Consider the following 15,381-nt stretch of genomic DNA (forward strand, 5'->3'; position numbering starts at 1 on the left):
GCCCCTGCGGAACTTGAGTCGGGCACTGGCCGTTGATCACCTGCATTTCCTTTCCCCTCTGGTGCGCCGACTGGAGGGTTCGGCAGGCGGAAAAAGGGCTGCGCATGTTTGAGCCCGCAGGGCGAGTTTGCGCAGACCCCGCCTGACGGGCCCGGAAGGAGGGGACCCCCGAAGGGGGCGCGACAGCGGGGTACGCTTTCTTGCCTTCTTCTTTGTCGTACAACAAAGAAGAAGGTCGCCCGCCGGGGCGAGACCCGGCCAATGTGACGTATTACAACGGAAAGCCGCCCGTAAGGGCTCACCGGTTAAAGGTCGAAGGGAGCGACTCAACGACATTCGGATAAAGCCTGGAAAGCGCGTCCACCCCGGACGGCAAGGCTCACCAAGCCCGGCGTGCCTGCCAGGGGCAGGGTTTACATACCTAACGTGAACATAGCCAATGAATTCGACCCCACGTGCACTCCGCCATCTACATGTCCATTGTGTGATTCGGTGATACTCACTCAAATCCCGTCCACAAGCATGAAGTAGAGGCTGCTCATGAACCCCGTCCATCGCCGGATCGCCCAGGTGGCCATCCTGTTTCTGGCCAGCACGGCCGCTATCGCCCAGGACGTGGACCGGCCCGGCCTGCGCGAGCGGCTGCGGGAGCGCATCGAGCAGCGCCGTGAGCCGGCTCCGGCCGACATGGCGGCCGGCACCACCGAGTACAGCCTGCATCACGGCGGGCTGACGCGGAAGTATCTGCTGCACGTCCCTGCCCGCCGGGCGCCGGGTGTGCCGCTGCCCCTCGCCATTGCCTTTCACGGTGGCGGTGGTCACGCCGAGTACATGGCCGACGATGCCCGCTATGGCTGGGTGAGCAAGGCCGACAGGGAAGGCTTTGCGGTGGCTTTTCCCAATGGCTACAGCAAGCTGCCTGGCGGCCGGTTTGCCACCTGGAACGCCGGCCAGTGCTGCGGTGATGCCCGGGACAAGAACATCGATGACGTGGGCTTCATCCGCGCCCTGGTGGCGGATGTGCGCAGCAGGCTGCCCATCGACCCGGCCCGCATCTTCGCCACCGGCATGTCCAACGGCGGCATGCTGAGCCACCGCCTGGCCTGCGACGCCGCCGACCTCTTCCGCGCCATTGCATCGGTGGCCGGCACCGACGCCACCACCACCTGCACCCCTTCCCGCGCTGTGTCCGTGCTGCATATCCACGCGAAGGACGACACCCATGTGCTCTACAACGGCGGCGCCGGCCCCGACGCCTTCCGTGATCCATCCAAGGTCTTCAGCTTTGTCTCGGTGCCTGACACCCTGGCCCGCTGGGCAATGCGCAATCACTGCAGCCCGAATCCCGTACGCACCATGGAGAGGCCAGGGGCCTATTGCGAGGCTTACAGTGGCTGCGCAGCGGGCACCCAGTTGCAGCTTTGTGTGACGGAGAGCGGTGGCCATTCCTGGCCCGGCACCGAGCGTGTACGCCGCGGCAAGGAACCCGCATCCCAGGCCATCGACGCCACGGACGTGATCTGGGGGTTCTTTGTGGAGGTGGGGCGCTGAAATGGCCTCCGGACCGGCCGGGGGAATTCCCGATTCCGTTCGCGGCTGGTTGCGGGAATGAGTCCTTTATTCATATGGGCCGGAATCGACCTGTATGACCATATAAGAAAATAGTGAATGCAAATTGAATTGTCTTGTGTCAATGACGCGGGAATTCGATGATGCTCGAGCGGTGATCTCGAGAAAAAGGATGCGGTGATATGCCGCATGTCCCTGATTATTGGGCGATATACCATTCCGGGCCATATCCCTCATGGTCCGTGGGTGCAGTGCTTCGGATTGGCTGATTCATTTCGGTTCATTTGTTCTGGCGCCATTGCACCTGCGGCTTCCATTTCGATGGGTCAATAATCCCCTTTTCTCGAGGTCCTCGTGAAGCCCCTCTGCGCGCCTGTAGCTGCCCTCTCTCTCCTTACTGCATCCTCGTGCCTGCAGGCGCAGGATTCCCGCGAAATCAATTCGTCCCCCCAGCCGGCGCAGCTGGGGGTGATCGACGTGCAGGGCTCGGCGGAGAGCGATCCGTATACCGCGACCAAGGCGGCATCCGGCACCAAGACCGACACGCCCCTGATGGAAACGCCCGTGTCCATCCAGGTGGTGTCCCGTGCGGTGATGGACGACCAGAAAGCCACGACGATCAAGGACGTGCTGGAGAACGTCAGCGGCGTGCGCGCCCAGCCTTCCCTGGGGGGGACGTCCGGTTATCTGATCCGCGGCTTCCGTACCGGAAACATCTACCGCAACGGCCTGCTGACCACGCCGGGCAGCTCCCTGGGCGATTTTGACCTGGCCAACCTGGAGAGCATCGAGGTGGTCAAGGGGCCAGCCCAGCTCTATGGGCGCACCGAGCCCGGCGGCCTGATCAACCTCAACACCAAGCGCGGTCTGGACAGCCCCTACTACTCCATCGAACAGAGCGTCGGCTCGTATTCCTTCTATCGTACCCAGTGGGACGCGGGTGGCCCGATCACCCCGGGCAACGAATTCCAATACCGTTTCTCCGGTTCGTATCAGGACAATGATTCGTTCCGCGACTTTGTCTCGTCGGACCGCCTGCTGCTCAACCCCAGCGTCACCTGGCGCCCCGCGCCGGGTACCGACATCACCATCGATGTCGAATACCAGAAGAAAAAGGCGCTGGCGGATTTCGGCATTCCGGTGATCGGTCGGCGCCCGGCCGATATTCCCATCAGCCGCAACCTGGGAGACCCGAACACGCCGCGGGGCTACCAGGACACCCTGATGATCGGCTCCGAGATCAATCACAAACTCAATGCCGACTGGGCCATCCATCATCGCTTTCTGTACACCCACGGCGACAGTGTTAACACCTTCGTGAATCCGGCGCCGGCCTTCAATGCGGCACAGGCCTTCAACGAAACCACCGGCATCATGCAGCGAAACATCTTCCAGCAGCGGAGCGAGCAGGAGGTTTACTCCACCAACCTCGACCTCACCGGCAAGCTGGATATCGCCGGCACCCGGCACGATCTGCTGGTGGGTGTCGATTACTACCGTTCCCACAACCTGTATGGCTCCGACGGCCAATGGGTGGCGCCCAACCCGGCGCTGGCCATCGACATCTTCAACCCCGGCCCCAGCTACGGCATCGCCCGGTCGGTGTTCGATTCGACCCTCAAGACCTCGTCCACGGCCCTTCCGCGCAGCGACATCTACAACCAGTGGCACGGGGTGTATGTGCAGGATCAGGTGACCATCGGCAAAAAGCTGCACCTGATGCTGGGTGGCCGCTACGACTGGGCAGAAACCGGCCGCGGGCGCGCCACCACCTTCTCTGCGGCGACCGAAGCCCTGTTCAACTCCACCCCCTCCGTGATCCGCAAGGACCAGGGCTTCAGCCCGCGTCTGGGGGTGCTCTATGAATTCACGCCCACGCTGTCGGGCTACGGCACCTGGACCACGTCCTTCGGCGCCAACAACGCGCCCGCCGCCAATGGCCGGACCTTCGATCCCCAGGTGGGCGAGCAATATGAGCTCGGTCTCAAGGCCCAGCTCTTCGAATCCCGCCTGCTGGGCACCCTGGCGGCCTACAAGCTCACCAAGGACAACATCCTGGTGGCCGACCTGAACACCGCCGATCCCAACGACCGCATCGCCAACAAGCAGGGCAGCCAGGGTATCGAGCTGGATCTCACCGGCCGCGTCAGCCGCTACCTGAGCCTGATCGCCAGCTACGCCTATACCGAGACCAAGGTGATCGAGGATCACGCCGCCGGATCGCCCACCAAGGGCAACCGGCTGGCCAACGTGCCCAAGCACTCGGGCAGCATGTCGGTGCGCTATGACCTGAACGGCCAGGGCGCCAAGGGCCTCAGCATGGGCATGGGCGCCTTCGTGGCGGGCAAGCGCGAGGTGGATCTGGCCAACACGGCCCAGCTGCCGGGCTATGTGCGTGTGGATGCCTTCGTGGCCTACAGCGGCTGGAAGCTTGGCAGCTCGCGGGCCACGGCCCAGCTCAACGTGCGCAACCTGCTCGATACCAAGTACTACGAATCGACCGACCCGGATTCCAACGTCGCGCCGCGCCTGGGGGTCTATCCCGGCGCACCCCTGACGGTGATCGGGTCGCTGCGTCTCGAATACTGAGCACCCCGACCACCCGTCATGACCCGTCGCATCTGTCTCTTTCTGCACCGCTGGATCGGTTTGCTCCTGGCGGGCTTCCTGCTCGTCGTCGGGCTCACCGGCAGCCTGCTGGCCTTCTTTCCGGAGCTTGAGCGGGCCATCAACCCCGAGTTCTATCCGGTGCAGTCGTCCGGGCAGCGGCTCTCGGCCGGCGAACTGGCCGAACGGGTCGAGGCCCGGCTGCCGGAAGCCCGGGTCAATGCGCTCTACCTCGTGGGCAACCAGGGGGCCACCATGGCGGTGGTCTCCCCCCGCAAGGACCCGCAAACCGGCCAGCCCTTCAGCCTGGGCTTCGACCAGATCTACCTCGACCCCTACACCGGCGACGAGCTGGCCCGGCGCATGCGCGGTGTCATCTCCCACGGCGTGACCAACCTGATGCAGTTCATTTACCGCCTGCACTGGGGGTTGGCGCTGGACAAGACCGGCATCTGGATCCTGGGCATCGCGGCCCTATTGTGGACCATCGACTGCTTCACCAGCTTCTACCTCACCCTGCCGTCCCGCGCCCGGCGCGGATCGACGGCGGCCACCCCTGATGCCCCGGCCCGGTCCTTCTGGGCACGCTGGAAACCCGCCTGGCTGGTCAAGACAAATGCCTCGACCTACCGCCTCAACTTCGATCTGCACCGGGCCGGTGGTTTGTGGCTGTGGGGCGTGCTGCTGGTCTTCGCCTGGTCCAGCGTTTACATGAACCTGTGGGACACCGTGTACACCCACACCACGCGCCTGGTATTCACGTATCACGAACCCTGGACCGACCTGCCCCTGCTGGACGCCCCCGTCGATCAGCCCCGCATCGGCTGGCGCGAAGCCAACCGGATCGGCGAGCGGCTGATGGACGAGCAGGCAAAAGCGCACGACTTTGTGGTGGAGCAGCCAGTCATCTTGCGCCTCGACCGGACAAGAGGCGTGTACATCTACTTCGTGCGCAGCAGCCGCGACATCCAGGACAAGCGGGGCCGGACCCGGGTGTTCTTCGATGCCAATGACGGCAGCCTCAAGCTGGTGCTGCTGCCCACCGGGCAGTTCAGCGGCAACACCATCACCAGCTGGCTGATCGCCCTCCACGACGCCAACGTCTTCGGTCTGCCGTATCGCATCTTCGTCAGCGCCCTTGGCCTGGTGATCGCCATGCTGTCGGTGACCGGCGTTTACATCTGGTGGAAGAAGCGCAAGGCCCGATCCCTGTCCTGGCAGCGTCGCAACAGCCCCTCTGCCGCCGTCTCCGCCGATGCCTGAGAAGCGCGCTTTCCTGTCCATCGACCGGGCGCTGGGCCTGGGTTTTGTGGTGGCCCTGCATGGGGCGGCCCTGTGGGGCCTGTGGCAGCACCGCCTCATCCCCACGCCGGACGAGGCCATGACCCTCTTCGTCAATTTCGTGGCGCCCCCCGAGCCCGTCAAGAAGGTCGAACCCAAGCGTCCGCCGCCCCCACCCGAGCCCAAGCCAAAGCACAGACCCATCGAGAAGCCCCACCCGCGGCAGATCGTGGCCGAAGCGCGGACGGTGGCACCCACTGACCACGTGGCGCCGCCGCCACCGCCGCAGCCCGTTCGCGAGGCCGCACCCGAGCCCGAGGCGAAGCCGCCGGCCACGCCGCTGCCCGCCGGGCCCGTGTCCCTGTCGTCCGAGCTCTCCGTGGCCTGCCCCGAGCGCGCAGCGCCCGCCTATCCGGCCCCGTCGCGCCGCCTGGGCGAGACCGGCGTTGTCCTCCTCCGCGTCGAGCTGAACGAATCCGGGAGCGTGGCCCATGCCCGCGTCGAGCGCAGCAGTGGGCACTCCCGGCTGGACGATGCTGCCCTGGCGGCGGTACGCACCTGGCGCTGCACGCCGGCCAGCCGCAACGGCCAGCCCGTGCGGGCGGTGGCCCTGCAGCCCTTCAATTTCATCCTCAACGGAAACTGATTCATGGAACCGAGTGCCATCGATGGCCTGGGCTTTGCCCACTTTCTGACGCAAACCGACGGGGTCGGCAAGGCGGTGCTGGGCACCCTGCTGCTGCTCTCGGTGGCGAGCTGGTATCTCATCGTCACCCGCTTCGTCGCCAATGCCCTGGCCCAACGCAAGGCCGACGCCTTTCTCAGGCACTTCTGGCAGGCCGCGTCCCTTGCCGAGGTGGAAGCCAGCCTGCGCGCCCAGCCCGCCGACAACGCCTTCGCCTCCCTGGTCCAGCGCGCCCTCGACGCCATGGCCGACAGCGGCAAGGACAACCTCGCCGTGGCCGGGGGCATGACCGAATACCTCACGCGCACCCTCAACAACGAGGTGGACCGGGAGGCGGCGGCCTCGGAATATGGCCTCACCGTGCTGGCCTCAGCCGGGTCGGCTTCGCCCTATGTGGGCCTGTTCGGCACCGTGTGGGGCATCTACCACGCCCTGGTGCAGATCGGCCTGTCGGGGCAGGGCACCCTGGACAAGGTGGCTGGCCCCGTGGGGGAGGCCCTGATCATGACCGCCCTCGGCCTGGCCGTGGCCATCCCCGCCGTGCTGGCCTACAACGCCTTCAACCGGCGCAACCGCATGTGGCTGTCCCGCCTGGAGTCCTTCGCCCACGACCTGTACGTGCTGCTTACCGTGAAGGGCGGCAATGGCAAGCCGGTGGCGCCCGCTGCCGCCCAGCGGAGCTGAGCCATGGCCCGGGGAGACTTCAACCGCTACCGGGGCAAGATGCCCATGGCCGACATGAACGTGGTCCCGCTGGTGGACGTCATGCTCGTGCTGCTGGTGATCTTCATCGTCACCGCGCCCCTGCTCACCCACTCGGTCAAGATCGAGCTGCCCAAGGCCTCCAGCAGCCCGAACATCACCCGGCCGGAGCATATCGAGTTTGGCATCCGCGAGAACGGCGAGCTCTTCTGGAACGGCGAAGCCGTTGCCCTCGACGCCCTGCCCGCGCGCTTCGCCGCCGAAGCCGCCCGGGAGCCCCAGCCGGAAGTGCATATCCGCGCCGACCGCAATGTGCGCTACGACGTGGTGGCCAGGGTGATGGCCGCCGCCGCCAAGGCGGGGCTGGTGCGGATCGGTTTCATATCCGACCCGGCGTCCTGATCGATAGGGGTTTCGCGGGTGTGGCTCAGTAAAGCGAGGGGGCGACCTTTGCCACTGCAGGGGCCATCTCTGCCTGGCGCTCGCACTCGGCAGCAATCAGCCCTTGTATTTGCTCAATCTGCGCCAGCTCCACCCCGGCATGCCGCGCATCGTCGCAGGCTTTCGGGAGCGCTTCGTGCACACGCCCGGCCATGCGGAACAGCTCGGTGCTTAGCTGACGGAAGGGTAGTGCGCAGGCGTGGGCGAAATGGGCCCATTCGAAGGGAGAGAGCTCCCGCGCCTGAAACGCATCGCCGATGGCCAGGGCGTAGGTGTCGAGGAGTCTTTCTCCATTGAAGGCGATCCCACACACGAGATCGTAGGCGGGTGCAAGCGAGAGCCCTTCCCGTGTCACGTAAAAGGAGAGGTTCTTTGCATGGGCATCGGTATTGCCGATGAGCACCTGAAAGAGCGTCCAGCGCAGCAGTGCAAGGCGCTCTGCGACGGGTCGAGGGCTGCGCGCGAGGAGCGCAAAGAGCATCGGCAGCGATGCCCCGTCGCGTAGATCACGCACGTCGCGGGCGTCGCCGTAAGGCCTCTCGTACTTGAGTGCCGACGACAGGCCCAATGCCTGGCAGCCATCGATGATGTGTCGGCGCACCACGCGCCCGGGCCTGTGCTCCCGGTCGAAGCGCTTCACTACCAGCACCGGCTCGGGCACCCGCACGAGGGCGACCTCGGCCACGGGCAGCTTTGCCCAATGGGCAAGGCGCATGCAGAAGAACTCGTTGCCGGTGAGCCCGGCGGATCTCGGCCACGGGCGCCAACTCCGTTCCGGGCTGGCGCAGCTGAAGCGCCCCGGCAGTCTCCCCGCCCAGCGCAGCCAGAAGCCCCATCAGGTTGCCCTTCGAGAGCCTGTGCGTGCTCGCCGCATCGTCAAGCGCCTGCCCTTCGGGCAGCAGGTTCTCGAAGAACTGGCGCACCGCAGCGCTGTGCTGCTCTTGAACCGCCGCCTCAGCACCGTGTGCCACCACGGCCAGTTCAAGCGGCAGTGTCGGGCCGAGGGCGTAGCGATCCTTGCGCGACAGCCAAGCCGGGCTGTAACGGAAGGCATAGCGATGGGTGCTGGCCGTGTAGCTCAGCGTGCCGGCAACTTCTCCATTCAGCAGAACGTCGAGCTCCATCAGCCGCGCGCCTCATGGATAAGCTGCGCAATCTGCTCCGCCTCGCCCGCGGGGGCAATGAAGAGGCTCACGCCGAGGGCCTGTGCCACCCGCAGCGCAATCCCCAGCCCCACCGTCGGCTTGCCTGCCTCAAGGTCGCCCAGTGTCTGCTTGGCAATGCTCACCGCCAGCGCAGCCTCTTCAAGGGTGCGCCCGCTGGCGGTGCGGGCCGCACGAACGGCCGCGCCGAGCTCGTCGCACGTCCTGAGCTGGGGGGCGGTGGGGAAGGCTGTGGGAACGACGCGCCGTGCCATTTTATTCTCCTATTTCAATGGGATTATATGTAGCGCGAGCACTGGATTCAAGAATACGCCTTCCGCAGTAGGCGGATAGATCGTTCCGCCCAGGGAACCGTCAATTACGCCTGCCAGGACTCCACCACGGCGTTGAGGGAGAGCGTCATTGCCTCATGACAGCGGTGTCATGAGCCCGTCGCTCGACACACGCTGGCACGCAATCTGCCTCCATCCCCACCGGAACCACACCGGAGGCCAGTCATGAACATCCAGCCCGTTTCCGCCACCTATTTTGCCCACGCCATGGAGCGGGCATCATCCTTGCGGCATGTTTCGCCCGCCGCGGCGGCAGAATCTGCCGACCCGGTCCACATCTCATCCGCCGCCCGGGCCGCATTGGCTGCCGAGGGCGACGCCTCCGTCGAAGCAAAGCTGGCATCCATCCGCGCCCGTGGGCCGATCAACCGCAGTGAAGCCGATCAGGCCTACCTGTTCACCCATGACAAGCGCCTTGCCGAGATCGCCACCCAGGGCAAGCCACCCGAAAAGCTCACCGCTGACGAACTGGACTACATGCAAAAGGCCACCGGGCTGGTGAACACCATGGCCAATCTCAGCTCGGCCGAAAAGGCGCTGTATGACAAGGCCGTGGCCAGCGGCAACACCGCCGCCGCGGCCGGCATCAGCCAGATCGCCCTGGTCCGCATGATGGGCCACACGGCCGGGGGCGCCGGCGGGGCGACCTATGACCCCCTCAACACCGCCATCACGGCGGCCAACGTGGAGCGGTACTTCAGCCACAGCATCGTGGACCCGTCGGGGCAGGCGAAGGCGGGGTTTCAGGCCTTGATTGCGTTTCTGAATGCGGATCGGGTGGGGTGAGGCGCAAGGGGGGGCGCAACAGATCGGGTTGATGACATTGTCGATCTAGAATGTCGCCTGGCGATATGACGGAAAGGCATTTGGATCTGGCGCTGAAAATCGCCTATCCGCCGTCAATGAGCGGCGGGAGCCTCAAGGGTTTGCGGACTTGCCGGTGCAGGAAAACGCGGTGTCTTCGCCCAGTGCAGCCAAGCCCGCCGCCTGGAGCATCGAGCTGATCCGTGACATCGAGTGGAAGCGCTTCGAGGACGTCTGCCAGCAGTTCTACGAATCAAAAGGTATCCGCAGCGAAACCACCGCGCTGGGCCCGGATGGAGGCATCGACATCCGCCTCTTCCGGGACGACTCCGGCAAGGCCACCTCCATCGTCCAGGGCAAGGCCTGGGGCGAGCGCTTCGTCGGCGTGAAGCCCGTGCGCGAACTGCTGGGTGTGATGACCCACGAGAAGATCGTCAAAGCCTTCTTCATGACCAGCGGCAAGTACTCCGACGAGGCCAAGGACTTTGCCAAGGCCAATCGCATCACCCTGATCGATGGAGAGATGTTTCTCATGATGATCAACCGTCTTCCAGAGCCCGCCCGTGACACGCTGCTGGCCTTTGCCACTGCAGGCGACTACCGCACACCAAGCTGCCCGAGTTGTGGGGTAAAGATGCGGGCCGTGAAAGGCCGGGGCGGAAAGGCGGACTTCTGGGGCTGCCAGCGCTATCCGGTGTGTAAGCAGAGTTTGGGGATGCGGGGGGCGGGGTAGGCTGCACCGGCTTCTTCTGCCTGCATGGCGCTATGTGTATGCTTAAGGCATTCAAGTGCTCTGGATACCTACATGGCTTGCACACTCACACCCCGGTCGACCTCGATATTGGCGCTGACGTGCTTGATGGCCGGCTGCGCGGCTGTGCCAGGTGCCGGGCCGACCGTCCCATCGATAGGCCCTTGTCCGAGTGTGTGCCCCGTTCCGAGGCATCCTACGAGCGAAAGCTCGGCGAGATGGGCTTTGCATCACTCTGATAGGCTAGATTTGAAAATGGGTAAAGATAAATTTCCTTTTTCTCTATTTTCGGGGTGTGTTTTTGGAGTGTTGTTGCCGCTATTTTTTAATGCAATTGGTGACGCTGTTTATAACAAATATTATATTTTTTCTGTAATTGCCGTGGGGGTGGCGACAGCCTTGGGAGGGGTTGTTTTTATAGCGGCAATTAATTTGTTTGACAGAGAGAAGAGACGGCTTGGTTTTCAGCCTATGGCTCTTGGGTGTCTGTCACGGTTGGCTTTAGAGGATCGAAGGTTTAAGCCTGCGTTTTTGATGTTGAGTTCTGTTGTGTGGGTCATACGAATACTGTGTTTTTCTATCGGCTACATATTTTTCCTTTCTTTGGTTAATCTAATTTTTCGTGGGGGCGGCAGTGTCTGATGCTGTTACGTCAGGGCAGGCCATGGCGCCCCCGGCGCCTATAAATTTAAGACCCTTAATGGAGATTCATCGATGCTTCGGCACGCAGTAACACTGGCACTCATCCTCCTGGCGGGCTCCGCGCTTGCGGGCACCGCATTGCCGTCCGGCCCCTTCCAGGGCGTCGAGCTGGACACGCTCTCGCCCGCACAGCGGGAGATCATCACCCAGGCCTCGGAAGACTTCGAGCGGGTATTGCAGGGCAAGAAGCCCAAGAACGCAGCACTCGATGAACAGGCCCCCCTCCCCGCCGATGGCGGCACCCTGTTCTACGCCGGCAAGGGATACCGCCTGACCGTCATCAAGAGCCTGTCTTCATTCGGCAACGCCGGCGAGGGGCTGCAGGGCTACGTATATGGCCCGGTGCTCTCCTTTCCCAAATCCTTCGCCCCCGGAAACATGTCCGAAATCGTCAGCCTGCGTTTCTATACGAACCAGCAGCTTCAGGCGCTGACCGGGGGTGAGTAGCTGGAGGTGGTGCGGGAGATGCCAGCCTGGGTGATGGCGCCTTGCCGGGCGGGGGGCGTCCATCGGATCTCCCTACACCTCTGCTGTCGGGTACGCGCCCAGGTCGAGTGAACCAGTTCATAGGAAAACGGCGGCCAAGGTGTGAGTATCGGCATGACCTTGGGGTAGCAGGCGGATGCAGGAGAGGTAGACGACAAGATGGGCGATGAGGCAGATAAGAGGGTGTTTGGATTCAATGGTTTGAAGGCGTATGGCAGCTTAGGCGACAGTCGTGTAAGACGCCGGAGGCGTCAAATGTCGTCTACTTCACGTTAGAGCGCATGGACAAACGCCAGATCACCAGCCTGATGCAGCGTCTTTTTTATGGCGACCTCGGTCCTGCTGAGTACGTGCATCTTGCGGAGGGAAACGAGTTGAATCGCGTTCGAGTCGATGCCCTGTTGGAGCAGTTCATTCCGGGAGACCAACTGCTTTTCTTTGTGAATTCGCAAAACTGTTCATCCGGGCGGCGCGATGAAGCTTTTGAGAAAATCCAAAGACTCCTTCAAGTCGGAAGAGTGAAGGTCGCTGATCCAAGGTTTGAGGGAAAGGTTGTCATCGATCCGTTGGGTGTTGGGGCAGGCGTACGCTCTAACCCCTCCTTCAAGCAGACGCCTGACGGCGCCGCTTAAGTCAAACGTTATGTTGCAACGAAAGGCCTATGCGCTACGCTGCCACTATCTTTCTTGTAGCACTCACCGGATGTTCGGGGCCACAGACTGATGCCAAGATGCAGGGCCTCTACGAGAGCAAGAAAGAATATTTCTCTGCGCTTGTTACAGGTGCTGACTGCCATATCGAAAAAAACAAAATACTGTGGCGGCATTACGTCACCAAAAGCAATACCGCTTGTTTGGGGCTATTAGCCAAGGTCGAGGCTGACGGTATTGGCGTCGACCCAATTTCGGAGGGGATTATGGTGTTTCCGAGCAGCCGAAACTATTCCAGCCATCGAAAGGGCTATATTTATTCTGCAAAGGCGCTGGCTCCGCTATATCCATCACTCGACGAACACCCAACAGGATTGCAACCGTACCAGATGGGTTTCAAACAAATCGACGAAAAGTGGTACATCACATACGAATATGCCAACTAGAAAATTCAACATAACCCGGCAGTCAACTCGGGCGCTGCGCGATAAAGCCGCGCAGCGCCGGTTACTTCCACGTTATGCATCAGGAGAGTTTTGTGCAGAATCCAGATGACAAGTTCTATGAACGAGCAGATGCACACATTCATCTCTCGAACGACCAGATTTCTGATGATGTAACAAAGGGCAAGGTCAGTGCATCAATGATGTACGCCACCGCAAGATTTAACTCTTGGGTGAGCGCGTGTGGCTGGCACAGTGCTGAAGAAATGGCCACCGCAAAAGAAGAAACCATTGAGTATTTCGTGGTGGAGTATCGCAAGATACTTAATGAAAACATGGATGACTACATCAATAACTTCCAGTCATATATGCAGGTGGACCAAGATGCATAACCCTGCGCTCAAGTTCGCTCCCTTTGGTCGCTGGGACGCGCCTTCGGCACGCCCCTTAGCTCCACGTTTGGCATCGCAAGAATCACGCGCGTACTTCCACGTCTTCAGTCAATAAGCAATGAACACAGGCACAACACCATCGGTGCGCATAGTTAGAACAGAGAAGGACGGGCTGCCGATCCTGTGGACATATGTTCCCGAGATGCCGGAAGAGGATGCACGACGCGCCACTCCGTGGCTGACAGTGGTGCGATGGGAATACGATGGATCTGGCAACAATGGCATGCCCAGCGCGGCAGAGAATCAGCAAATGCTGCGGCTTGAGGGAGCCCTGGCGCAGATCGAGCGGCCGGAGTTCTACATTGAGGCTTATCGCCGAGTTGGCGCTGGGCTAAGGGAATATGTGTTCTACATCGCCGATCGAGATCGCTTCCTCAAGGAGTTCAACAGCCATGTTGCCGGTCATCCCAGACATCCAATCGAAATCAAGTTCTACGAAGACGAAGCTTGGTCCGAACTTCGAGACCTCATTGATGACTTCAGCGCTGCCTGACCAGTCGCTTGAGCCGACTCGCGTCGGCAGGCCGCCGCTCGCGGCTCAGCTTCAAAGTTAGGCGACAAATGACGCCCTCACTCCCCATGCCCGATGGCATCACGAACGAACCTCAGTGGCGTAAGCACTGCCGGAAGATACATGCTCGCGCCCAGGATCTCATCGACTGTCGAATGGGAGTAATTGAAACGGCAAGGGCACTTTACTCGCTCGCGGTCTGGACCAAAGTCGAGAATGAGCCAGAGTTCATCTTGTTTCGCACCATCGAATCCGAGACCGACCATCTCCCCGTTGGCCCTGTCAGAGAGAAGTGGGCCGCTCATGCGCTAGTCCGGGAAGACATCGAGATTCGGACCGCTGAGAATTACTGGCGAGCCCAGGCACTACGGGCCGCTGTTCGTCTGGCCGAACGTTATAAGTGGGCTGTTGAGAGGGTTTCAACAGACCCGCACCAAAGAGAGTCTAACCATGTCGCCTAACCATCGCTTCGAGGGGACGGCCGAGAAGCTGCGCTTCTCAGTTCCCCGTCGCCTGCGGCACCGGGCCGCCCCTCAAGCTAAACGTTGGGCGTCATGAGCTACATCGTTCCTCGCCACCTCTTAGATGCTGAGCTTGCCGTGCTGCAGGCCATTCTTTCTCGTGCACCTGCTTCAGATGCCCCAAGGATTTCCAGTGAATTACTGTCTGGGTTGATGGTTCATTCCAAATGTGATTGCGGCTGCGCTAGCGTCGGTTTTTTGCCCGAAGGAACACATCCAAATACAAACACCAAGCTAATCGCAGATGGCCTCGGGCTCTCGCCCGACAACAAACAAGTTGGTGTAATTGTTTATGGCTCGCCCGGGCAAGTCGTGGAGTTGGAGCTGTATTGGCACCACGAAGGCGGAGCGCCATTGCCATGCCCAGAAACCATTGCGCCTTGGGAGCGTGGCACCGAAATCAAGGAGGCCGAACTATGACGCCCAACATCACAATCCACCGGACCTCCGGCAAGCTGCGCTTGCCTCCGCCCGGTGATTTTCAACGTTAGGCATCTTATGGCCATGCTCATCTGGCAGGCACCTATGCGCTACTTCTCCGCCGGTGATGAAGCCGCGTTTTTCTCGTGGCTACAATCTATTTCCGGCGTCGTTTCGGTTAGAGGCTATGGCCATGAGCTTCATATTCGCCTTCGTTCCAAAAGGCTCTCCGTTCAGAGCCTTCGAGAACTCCTCGCCCTTTATCAACGCTATCAGGGCAACATGAATGAACTCGCTCAGTTTGCAAACCAAGCAAATTCATCATGGTTTGCTGACACCAACTCGTACTGGTATTCGCAGGTGTTCGGGAGCACACATGCTGCCTAACATCCCGGTCAAGGCCGCTCCCTATGGTCGCTGGGCGCTGCGCGATAGAGCTTCGCGCAGCGCCCCTTACCTACAACGTTAGGTGTGCTTGTGAGTGATCCGCTGCTGACAAAACTGGAAGTCGCCTTGGGAGATACCTCTGGTGTCTTTATCAGCGCTGGCGTTGATGCACAGGCATATCTGTCTGGTCTGGCCGCAGACATCCGGGAGCATACCTGTATACCCTTTCCGCTCACTGCAACAGTCATGCCTCCAGGCTTTCCTGATGTGGCCGTTGGCAACGCCATTTCCGGTCAATGCATTGCTCACAACTCATCTGGGTATTGGTTGGTGTACCGGCCTGAGCAGGATCAGTTCTATTGCTTCTGGGGCACAGACCAGAGCAAACTTGGAGCGCATGGTGTGTTCGGCAGTCCGCTTTATTGTTGGTCTGCGTGAGCATGCCTAACAATTCATTCAAGCCGACGCCACTTC

Annotated in this window: 19 protein-coding genes and 1 pseudogene; 17 read left to right on the forward strand and 3 right to left on the reverse strand. The window is 61.6% G+C overall.

What is annotated here, in order from left to right:
* The first annotated feature begins 540 nt into the window (after positions 1-540).
* From ACIQ09_RS10870 to ACIQ09_RS10895, 6 genes are all read left to right on the forward strand, one after another.
* Positions 541-1,551 (forward strand): alpha/beta hydrolase family esterase, encoded by a 1,011-nt coding sequence (locus ACIQ09_RS10870; RefSeq protein WP_398309157.1) that lies wholly within the window; start codon positions 541-543, stop codon positions 1,549-1,551.
* 372 nt (positions 1,552-1,923) lie between these two features.
* Complete coding sequence (locus tag ACIQ09_RS10875; RefSeq protein ID WP_398309160.1) at positions 1,924-4,158, forward strand: TonB-dependent siderophore receptor; 2,235 nt, start codon at positions 1,924-1,926, stop codon at positions 4,156-4,158.
* Positions 4,159-4,176: 18 nt separating this feature from the next.
* Entirely contained in the window at positions 4,177-5,439 is a 1,263-nt protein-coding gene (locus tag ACIQ09_RS10880; RefSeq protein WP_398309163.1) for a PepSY-associated TM helix domain-containing protein, read from the forward strand.
* On the forward strand, positions 5,432-6,103 hold the full coding sequence (locus tag ACIQ09_RS10885; RefSeq protein WP_398309166.1) for an energy transducer TonB: 672 nt from the start codon (positions 5,432-5,434) through the stop codon (positions 6,101-6,103). The genes ACIQ09_RS10880 and ACIQ09_RS10885 overlap by 8 nt, the downstream gene beginning before the upstream one ends.
* A gap of 3 nt (positions 6,104-6,106) precedes the next feature.
* Positions 6,107-6,826 (forward strand): MotA/TolQ/ExbB proton channel family protein, encoded by a 720-nt coding sequence (locus ACIQ09_RS10890; protein WP_374502407.1) that lies wholly within the window; start codon positions 6,107-6,109, stop codon positions 6,824-6,826.
* A gap of 3 nt (positions 6,827-6,829) precedes the next feature.
* Complete coding sequence (locus ACIQ09_RS10895; RefSeq protein WP_296407274.1) at positions 6,830-7,246, forward strand: biopolymer transporter ExbD; 417 nt, start codon at positions 6,830-6,832, stop codon at positions 7,244-7,246.
* Positions 7,247-7,271: 25 nt separating this feature from the next.
* On the opposite strand, the gene ACIQ09_RS10900 is transcribed toward ACIQ09_RS10895, so the two are convergent.
* From ACIQ09_RS10900 to ACIQ09_RS10910, 3 genes and pseudogenes are all read right to left on the reverse strand, one after another.
* On the reverse strand, positions 7,272-8,108 hold the full coding sequence (locus ACIQ09_RS10900; protein WP_398309273.1) for a HipA domain-containing protein: 837 nt from the start codon (positions 8,106-8,108) through the stop codon (positions 7,272-7,274).
* A pseudogene (locus ACIQ09_RS10905) lies at positions 8,083-8,409 on the reverse strand (HipA N-terminal domain-containing protein); the annotation flags it as partial. The gene ACIQ09_RS10900 and the pseudogene ACIQ09_RS10905, both read right to left, overlap by 26 nt.
* Positions 8,409-8,702 (reverse strand): helix-turn-helix transcriptional regulator, encoded by a 294-nt coding sequence (locus ACIQ09_RS10910; RefSeq protein WP_398309171.1) that lies wholly within the window; start codon positions 8,700-8,702, stop codon positions 8,409-8,411. The gene ACIQ09_RS10910 and the pseudogene ACIQ09_RS10905, both read right to left, overlap by 1 nt.
* A 243-nt stretch (positions 8,703-8,945) precedes the next feature.
* Here ACIQ09_RS10910 and ACIQ09_RS10915 point away from each other — a divergent pair, with 243 nt between their 5' ends.
* From ACIQ09_RS10915 to ACIQ09_RS10965, 11 genes are all read left to right on the forward strand, one after another.
* Entirely contained in the window at positions 8,946-9,566 is a 621-nt protein-coding gene (locus ACIQ09_RS10915; protein ID WP_398309174.1) for a hypothetical protein, read from the forward strand.
* A gap of 169 nt (positions 9,567-9,735) precedes the next feature.
* Entirely contained in the window at positions 9,736-10,317 is a 582-nt protein-coding gene (locus ACIQ09_RS10920) for a restriction endonuclease (protein WP_398309177.1), read from the forward strand.
* A gap of 273 nt (positions 10,318-10,590) precedes the next feature.
* Entirely contained in the window at positions 10,591-10,977 is a 387-nt protein-coding gene (locus ACIQ09_RS10925) for a hypothetical protein (RefSeq protein ID WP_398309180.1), read from the forward strand.
* A 72-nt stretch (positions 10,978-11,049) separates the two neighbouring features.
* On the forward strand, positions 11,050-11,484 hold the full coding sequence (locus ACIQ09_RS10930; protein WP_398309183.1) for a hypothetical protein: 435 nt from the start codon (positions 11,050-11,052) through the stop codon (positions 11,482-11,484).
* 320 nt (positions 11,485-11,804) lie between these two features.
* The gene (locus ACIQ09_RS10935; protein WP_296572783.1) at positions 11,805-12,155 is read left to right on the forward strand and encodes a hypothetical protein; all 351 of its coding nucleotides are present in this window, start codon (positions 11,805-11,807) and stop codon (positions 12,153-12,155) included.
* A 29-nt stretch (positions 12,156-12,184) separates the two neighbouring features.
* A complete protein-coding gene (locus ACIQ09_RS10940) occupies positions 12,185-12,619 on the forward strand; it encodes a hypothetical protein (RefSeq protein ID WP_398309186.1) in 435 nt (144 codons plus the stop codon).
* 92 nt (positions 12,620-12,711) lie between these two features.
* Positions 12,712-13,008 carry a DUF3144 domain-containing protein gene (locus tag ACIQ09_RS10945; protein ID WP_398309189.1) on the forward strand — a complete coding sequence of 99 codons (297 nt, stop codon included), beginning with the start codon at positions 12,712-12,714 and terminating at the stop codon, positions 13,006-13,008.
* 118 nt (positions 13,009-13,126) lie between these two features.
* A complete protein-coding gene (locus tag ACIQ09_RS10950; protein WP_398309192.1) occupies positions 13,127-13,561 on the forward strand; it encodes a DUF695 domain-containing protein in 435 nt (144 codons plus the stop codon).
* Positions 13,562-14,133: 572 nt separating this feature from the next.
* Positions 14,134-14,520 carry a hypothetical protein gene (locus ACIQ09_RS10955; protein WP_398309195.1) on the forward strand — a complete coding sequence of 129 codons (387 nt, stop codon included), beginning with the start codon at positions 14,134-14,136 and terminating at the stop codon, positions 14,518-14,520.
* A gap of 78 nt (positions 14,521-14,598) precedes the next feature.
* The gene (locus tag ACIQ09_RS10960) at positions 14,599-14,907 is read left to right on the forward strand and encodes a hypothetical protein (RefSeq protein WP_398309198.1); all 309 of its coding nucleotides are present in this window, start codon (positions 14,599-14,601) and stop codon (positions 14,905-14,907) included.
* Between the two features lie 90 nt (positions 14,908-14,997).
* Complete coding sequence (locus tag ACIQ09_RS10965) at positions 14,998-15,345, forward strand: hypothetical protein (protein WP_398309201.1); 348 nt, start codon at positions 14,998-15,000, stop codon at positions 15,343-15,345.
* Positions 15,346-15,381 lie beyond the last annotated feature (36 nt).

Origin of the sequence: Zoogloea sp. (assembly GCF_044344315.1) — a bacterium.
In the GTDB taxonomy this organism is placed as follows: Bacteria; Pseudomonadota; Gammaproteobacteria; order Burkholderiales; family Rhodocyclaceae; genus Zoogloea.